Below are 6,357 nucleotides of genomic sequence, written 5' to 3' on the forward strand. Positions count from 1 at the left end.
GCAGCCATCACCCAGGGTAACCACACACGACATACCATGGGAATGTAATCATAAACATAGAAAAGCTTAAAAGTGAGAATAGCTCTTTTTGAATAGCAAAACAAATTCTCTAATCTAAAAAAATGTTCTCATCATGTACATCGCATCATAAGTTAAGGTAACTAAACTATAATAACTTTGATTTCTTTTGTAAAGAGGAAATAAAAAAGAATCGATACGTCCTCTTAACTTTTAAGTCCTGGTAAGATTAAATCAATAGCCAGCTTGTACAAATTCTTTTGCTCTTGATTTGAACGATAGCCATATAATTCTGCATTTGTTAAGGAAGTGATGAAATTATATAAAAGAACAGATACTTCATCGAGTTGTAAGTCTTTTTTAAATTCGCCACTTTTGATTCCGTCTTCTAAAATACGGCTCACAATTCGAAATTCAGGCTCATAAAGTTCTACAACAGCTTCGTAATTGTCTTTATTTGTGGAAACAATATATTCATGAATCGTGTTCATTATTGGCTTTTGCAGCATTATATTATTTAAATTCGCCCAAATATATAATTTCCTTTCATTTGACTTCTCATTCTTAGAAGTAATGTCCCAGTTACGAATAAATTCGTTAGATACTCGCTGGATACAATATAAGTACAACTCTTCTTTATTTTTAAAATGATAATAAATAGTGCCTTTACTAAAGTTCGTTTCATTTTTGATATCTGCCATTGATGTGGAGCTATATCCTTTATGTTCAAATATCTTTGTTGCGACATCTACAATAAATTGTTTTGTGTCTTCGCTATTTACTCCTGTTGGTCTGCTCATACTTCCTCCAACTGTTTTTTCTTAATTTTAGCTCATTGTAACATATTATGCTAAATAATTGAACGTTCGTTCAATTATTTATTGTATTAACATTTAATTTATGTGTTTTTCGGATAATATAATTGACCGAACGTCCGAATAATGATATTGTAACTTTGAAGGGAGTGATTGATATGAAGAACAAAGTAATCATTATTGGTGGAGGCATTGCAGGTTTAGCTATGTCGTTATTTTTGAAAAAGGCAAATATTGAAAGTGTGGTTTATGAGCAAGCGGAAGCGTATGGCAAAGTAGGTGGGCATTTTGTAATTCACCCAAGTGGTGTACAGATGCTGGAGCTATTGGGACTAGGGGAAGAAATCAAACAAAACAGTCATCAAATAGTTGATTTTGCGGTACTTGATCAAAACAATATGCCATTATTTGAAGAAATGGAAGAAGAACAGGAAATAGAAGGAATGCCGCATTTAATCAATGTTGCACGTTTCCATTTAATCGATGTGTTATATAAAAAAGCGATGGAGTTAGGCATTGACATCCAGTTTGGTAAGCGCCTAAAAGGATTTACACAAAACGAGCACAGCGTACATGTGACTTTCGAAGATGGTACAGAAGAAGTCGGGTCAATTTTAATCGGTGCTGATGGCGTGCGTTCGAAGACGCGGGAGCTATTATTCCCGTTCCCGTCAAACCCGTTAAAATATCTTGGGAAAACTGGTGTGTACGGTATGATTGAAACAGATAAGTTAGGGGCGTTAAAGGAGTACTTCACGACAGAGACATCATTGATGTATTTTCATGATAACTTTAATTTCTTCGTGTCAAAACATCACCCAACTGATACGGAAATTTCATGGTCTCTTATTACCACAGAGCCACGCAAAGTTGCAAAAAAGATGTTTGAAGGAAAGCCATTAGAGCAGTTGAAGGCTGATTTAGCTGCACGCTTTGAAGGCTGGGAAATGCCAATTCAGCATTTAATTCAATCAACGGATCATATTATTGCAAAGCAACTCTATCGTATCGATTTAATGGAACATTATTCGCATGGACGTATTGTTTTAATCGGTGATGCATTGCATACAGCGGATCCCAATGCAGGAATGGGAACAACGCTAGCTTTTGAAGATGCAATGTATTTAGCAAAAATGCTGCGTGATCACGATTACGAAGATGCATTCTATTATTTCGAGCATGACCGTAAACCACGAGCAAAAAAGGTGTTTCATAGTGCAAATCTCTTAGACAATTTGGAATTTGATAATGTGGAGGACTATGCGTTCTTTAATGATGGAATAAATGCTAGCTGGGAAAAGTAAAGATGAATAATTTTAACCATGAAGTTACCTTTTTTACAAAACATCCTTATCTTGTTCACCTTGCATTTCGAGCTGCTTATTTTGGTGATAGCATATATCTTTATGTACCAGATGAACAGATATTTATTCAGTTAGAGAAAGAGCTAGCTAATGCAAGAAAGTTCTTTCAAGACTATTACGGCAACCATAGCAAAACAATTGATGCTCTCAATAGAATCTTTTTTATTGAGGATGCTACGGAAGCTGTACAAAATAAAGATATTATCGTGACATCGGAAGAATATACGGCATTTTACAAGCAAGTATTAAAATGTGCATTTTCTAATACGGTTTTTATCACAACCGTGACAGGGCCTGTTTCGAATAAAGTGTTGAATTCTTCAAATAATATTGTAGCTTGCCGTTTCTCAAATGCAAATTGGGAGGCAGATGTTGTTGAGATCATGCCAAAAATCAATACATCTCAGAAGGTACTTGAAAAAACAATGGACTGGTGTAAAGGAATGTCACTTACACCACTATTATTAAAAAAAGCAAATGAGCAGTTTGTCTTTGATACATTTCGAAATACGCTAACGCAGGTTGCTATTGATTTGTATAAAAACGGTGTTGCGGATAGGGAGACAATAGATGCCTGCTTAACAGAACAAACCGGGGCTTATGTTGGACCTTTTGGCATGATGAATGCTGAGAAGCAGTATAAACATTGAATCATTCAACAGTAGCCTTTAAGTGTGATGACACCTTAAAGGCTACGTTATTGTAGGAGGACAAATCATGGAAACAATGCAGCAAGATCTCATGAATAAACCGGTTAAAAAGGTTTTCTTTCATTTCTTTTTCCCGGCTGTTATCGGCATGCTACTCATGTCCGTAAATATGCTGTTAGATGGTATTTTTGTAGGACGTGGCGTTGGAGAATTCGGCTTAGCAGGTGTTAATCTAGCAGCACCAATTTTTACAGTAATTCTCGCCATTAGTCTATGGATAGGCATTGGTGGAGCGACATACTTTTCAACAGCTGTTGGCGAAGGTGATATACAAAAATCACGAAGCAGTTTTACATTGGCACTTGCTATTTTTATTGGATTGCTTGGTGTGATTAGCGTTGTTGGTTATCTAAATATAAGCACAGTAGCAACATGGCTTGGAGCTAATGAAGATACAATTACACCAACAATAGAGTATTTACGCATCTTGTTCTCGTTAGGGTGGATTTTAGGTTTACAGCAGCTGTTAGGGATTTTCATCCGTAATGACGGTAGACCAGTGCTAGGAATGGTTTCGTTAGGGGCAACGTCCATTGTTAATATATTGTTGAATTACATTTTTATTTTCATGTTTGACTTAGGAGTATTCGGGGCAGGATTAGCGACAGTAATCGGAGGAGCTGTTGGAGTTGCAATTTTTATCCCGCACTTCTTTAAAAAACAAGTAGTATTAAATAAATTGGAATTTAATTGGTCTAAGCAATTAATCAGACGAATTTTAGCAATAGGTTTACCTAGTCTATTAGCAGAATCCGGAGCATTTGTTTTAGTTGTAGGGTACAACTTAAGCGTTGTTGCAGCATTAGGAACAGAAGGGGTCACAGCTTTCTCAGTTATCAACTATTTACACGGTTTCATGTTCTTGGCGTTTTTTGGTATAGAGACTGCGATGCAGCCAATGATTAGCTATTATCAAGGTGCACAGAAAAAAGTACAAATGCGCGATACAATCAAATTAGGAGAAACAACGGCAATAGCACTCGGGTTACTATTATTTGTTATCGGCTTCGCCTTTGCGCCTATGTTAGTTAGTTTATTTGGGATTAACGATCAAAGCATTATTGACATAGCGGTTAATGGCATTCGCTTGTTCTTCATTGGTTATTTATTTATTGGAATCAGCTTTGTCTATATGACATATTTCCAGTCAGTGGGGAAAGTATGGTTTGCAACTCTTATTACGGTCTGCAGAAGTTACGTATTATTTTTAGTATATTTATTTGTTTTACCGAAATTTTTCGGAGTAAATGGAATTTGGCTGACAATGCCGATAGCAGAGTTAACAATGGCAATTCTTATTGTGTTATTTGTAAGAAAAAGAGTAAAGCAGCAATTTAATAATGACAAGCTTAATGGAGGGAAAGAAGTAGTCACTTCTACTACCTTATGAGAAGCAATGACTTACACAATAAGGGTTCATATGTATTATATATGTCTAATATGTATGAACCCTTATTTTATCTATATTAATTCATTTTTAGTCTTGATAAACTGTTACCATCTGGGATATCTATATCCAGCAACTCTTTGAAGCGGCTGGTTACTTCATTATTGTGTCGCGTATAGAGTTTTACGACCCCATCCCATTTGGAAAGGGTTAAGCGTATACCATCATATTTTAATTCGCTTAGGTATTCACCATTTGAGAATGCTTCGTCTGCTTTATGCAATAACATCGGTGAAATGTACATATACAAAACCCCCCATTATACTTTAATAGGGGGTGAGCTTAATGGATCATACTAGATGTTATTAGAAATCTGTTAATTTAATAGAGTGCGGTGTAATGCCTTTATCATAGGCAGTTTCTTTGCTGCTAACCATACCAAGTGCGCCGCTAACTACGATTGTGGTAATCAATGCTACGACAAACAATTTCTCTTTCAAAAGAATCACCTCATTGTTTAATTTTTCTTCTCCATTATAGCAAGGGCGATTTTATTATAGTGATTTGCTTCCTCAAAATTTGAAATACTTTCATAATAATTGGCCAACAATCTAGCGTAAACCGGAATATCGTGATCCTTTTCATTATCCAGGAAGTAATGAACCGCTTGAGAGAGCTTTTCCTCAATTTCGCCGACCTCAAAGTGTGTGACTAATAGTACGTTATAACGATGGATGAAGTCTTGATTTTGTAGCTTTGTAGCCAATTGAAGACCCTCAGCCACATGATTGCTTGCTTCTTGCAGTTTACCGTTTTGAATGAGACTTTCGGTAAGATGATATAGAGACTCCAGCAAAAACGGCGGTTCTGACGCAATTACCTGATTAAAATATCGAATAGCTGCTTCATACATTTTCTGCTTTTTGTATAATAACGCGAGGTTATGATAGGCAATATGCTGATACGTATCCAGGTTTAACTCCATATAATGCTTCAAGCCGCTATGGATATATTCTTCAGCTAGTTCATAAAATCCAATGTCAGTATAATTAAGTCCTAATGAAATCTCTGCGTGGGCCAGCTGCTCCTTGAATACAGGCAGCTCTTCATAAATATGATAAGCTTTTTCCAAATGGAATAGGGACTTAGAGTTTAGATCCATATGGTAATAAACAGTTCCCATCTCATACCGGTAGTCAGCTTCATCTGCTTGATCGGTGAAGTGTCCGCTCAACTCTTCAGCAAGCTCATATTCCTTCAGGGCAGCAGAGAATTCATGCTTTCTATCATAGTACATACCTAAGAAGTAGTGAAAATAAAATCGGAGCTGATCAGCGGCATTATCCATATCCTTATGAAGCTCACTTAAGATGCTGAAAGCAGTTTCCCTTTCATTGCATAATAAATGATAGCGGCTGCGCATTAGGTTATAAAGAATATTATCCTGCTTATCTAACCTTGTCACCAAGTCTTCCAGTTCGACTAAAAATGCCTTGGAAGCATCTTTTTTCTTTTGTTTGATAAGCATGTGCCAAATGTGAACGCGTTCTTGGAATTCTTCTGAAGTGATAGTGTTTATCTCTTTCATATTCTACTCCTCTTATAAGAATCGACATTGAAAGCATAAGTAAATGATACCACTTTTAAATTAGCCAAAAGTTGGGAAAGTGTAGTACTATAAGCGACATTGATATGGTAATTACACACCTGAATTTCTAAAATAAAGATACCCGGCATAGCTTTGGCTATTCAAAATAATCATGGTATGATTAATTAACAACTTATAACGGAACGGAGAGATCAGTATGGAGCGTATGAACGCTACTCAATTAGAGCAGTACCAGTCGTTAAAGAACTCCTTGCTGGAGGCAACAAGTGAATCTGAGGTCAAATATTTCGAAGAGCAAATACATTCGTTTCTTGATGAATTAGGTTTTCCTCAATAAAATGAAGAATAAACAAGACCAGGAGATAATCACCTGGTCCTCAGATTGTAGAGAAACCCCAGTTTCTCTACAATCTTTTTTATATGATAATTCTTCTGTGGTATTTTAAGGACTGCT

The 6,357-nt window shown here is 36.2% G+C and carries 7 protein-coding genes and 1 pseudogene; 4 read left to right on the forward strand and 4 right to left on the reverse strand.

Annotated features, from left to right (window positions below; translation table 11 throughout):
- Positions 1 to 224: 224 nt before the first annotated feature.
- The gene (locus AB1K91_RS18340; RefSeq protein WP_413091954.1) at positions 225 to 818 is read right to left on the reverse strand and encodes a TetR/AcrR family transcriptional regulator; all 594 of its coding nucleotides are present in this window, start codon (positions 816 to 818) and stop codon (positions 225 to 227) included.
- Positions 819 to 991: 173 nt separating this feature from the next.
- Here AB1K91_RS18340 and AB1K91_RS18345 point away from each other — a divergent pair, with 173 nt between their 5' ends.
- The 3 genes from AB1K91_RS18345 to AB1K91_RS18355 all read left to right on the forward strand — a co-directional run bounded on the left by AB1K91_RS18345 (position 992) and on the right by AB1K91_RS18355 (position 4,297).
- Positions 992 to 2,137, forward strand: a complete 1,146-nt coding sequence (locus tag AB1K91_RS18345; protein WP_413091955.1) for an FAD-dependent oxidoreductase — start codon at positions 992 to 994, stop codon at positions 2,135 to 2,137.
- Between the two features lie 2 nt (positions 2,138 to 2,139).
- Positions 2,140 to 2,847 carry a 3-hydroxyacyl-CoA dehydrogenase NAD-binding domain-containing protein gene (locus AB1K91_RS18350; protein WP_413091957.1) on the forward strand — a complete coding sequence of 236 codons (708 nt, stop codon included), beginning with the start codon at positions 2,140 to 2,142 and terminating at the stop codon, positions 2,845 to 2,847.
- Between the two features lie 67 nt (positions 2,848 to 2,914).
- A complete protein-coding gene (locus tag AB1K91_RS18355) occupies positions 2,915 to 4,297 on the forward strand; it encodes an MATE family efflux transporter (RefSeq protein ID WP_413091959.1) in 1,383 nt (460 codons plus the stop codon).
- Positions 4,298 to 4,394: 97 nt separating this feature from the next.
- Here the strand turns inward: AB1K91_RS18355 and AB1K91_RS18360 are convergent.
- The 3 genes and pseudogenes from AB1K91_RS18360 to AB1K91_RS18370 form a co-directional block, all read right to left on the reverse strand.
- Positions 4,395 to 4,598, reverse strand: a pseudogene (locus tag AB1K91_RS18360) (ATP-dependent DNA ligase); the annotation flags it as partial.
- A 61-nt stretch (positions 4,599 to 4,659) separates the two neighbouring features.
- Positions 4,660 to 4,794 (reverse strand): hypothetical protein, encoded by a 135-nt coding sequence (locus AB1K91_RS18365; protein ID WP_413091960.1) that lies wholly within the window; start codon positions 4,792 to 4,794, stop codon positions 4,660 to 4,662.
- A gap of 17 nt (positions 4,795 to 4,811) precedes the next feature.
- On the reverse strand, positions 4,812 to 5,882 hold the full coding sequence (locus tag AB1K91_RS18370) for a tetratricopeptide repeat protein (RefSeq protein ID WP_413091962.1): 1,071 nt from the start codon (positions 5,880 to 5,882) through the stop codon (positions 4,812 to 4,814).
- A gap of 217 nt (positions 5,883 to 6,099) precedes the next feature.
- Here AB1K91_RS18370 and AB1K91_RS18375 point away from each other — a divergent pair, with 217 nt between their 5' ends.
- Positions 6,100 to 6,240 carry a hypothetical protein gene (locus tag AB1K91_RS18375; RefSeq protein WP_413091964.1) on the forward strand — a complete coding sequence of 47 codons (141 nt, stop codon included), beginning with the start codon at positions 6,100 to 6,102 and terminating at the stop codon, positions 6,238 to 6,240.
- The last annotated feature ends 117 nt before the right edge of the window (positions 6,241 to 6,357 follow it).

The organism is Terribacillus jepli (genome assembly GCF_047228925.1).
In the GTDB taxonomy this organism is placed as follows: domain Bacteria; phylum Bacillota; class Bacilli; order Bacillales; family Amphibacillaceae; genus Terribacillus.